Annotated in this window: 1 protein-coding gene; it reads right to left on the reverse strand. The window is 65.7% G+C overall.

Annotated features, from left to right (window positions below):
• On the reverse strand, positions 1-280 hold a 280-nt coding region (locus N8M09_RS10990), incomplete at both ends, for a pseudouridine synthase (RefSeq protein ID WP_314726074.1).

Here is a 280-nt window from a genome sequence, read left to right on the forward strand (position 1 = left end):
GGGCTGGGTCAGGCGCCGGGACCACTGGCCATCATTGGTGATCAGCAGCAGGCCGGTGGTGTTGAAGTCCAGGCGGCCGGCGATATGCAGGTCGCCCTTGTCCGGCTCATCCAGCAGGTCGAGGACGGTGGGGTGTTGTGGGTCGACGGTGGCACTGACGCAGCCTGGCGGCTTGTGCAGCATGAAGTAGCTCGCGGGTTTCCCCACCTGCAGGATCTCGCCATCACATTCCACGCGGCTGAACTCGCGCACTTCATGGTGGGGGTCGGCAACCGGCAGC

The organism is Streptococcus mitis (assembly GCF_946190375.1).
Classification (GTDB): Bacteria; Bacillota; Bacilli; order Lactobacillales; family Streptococcaceae; genus Streptococcus; species Streptococcus mitis_CJ.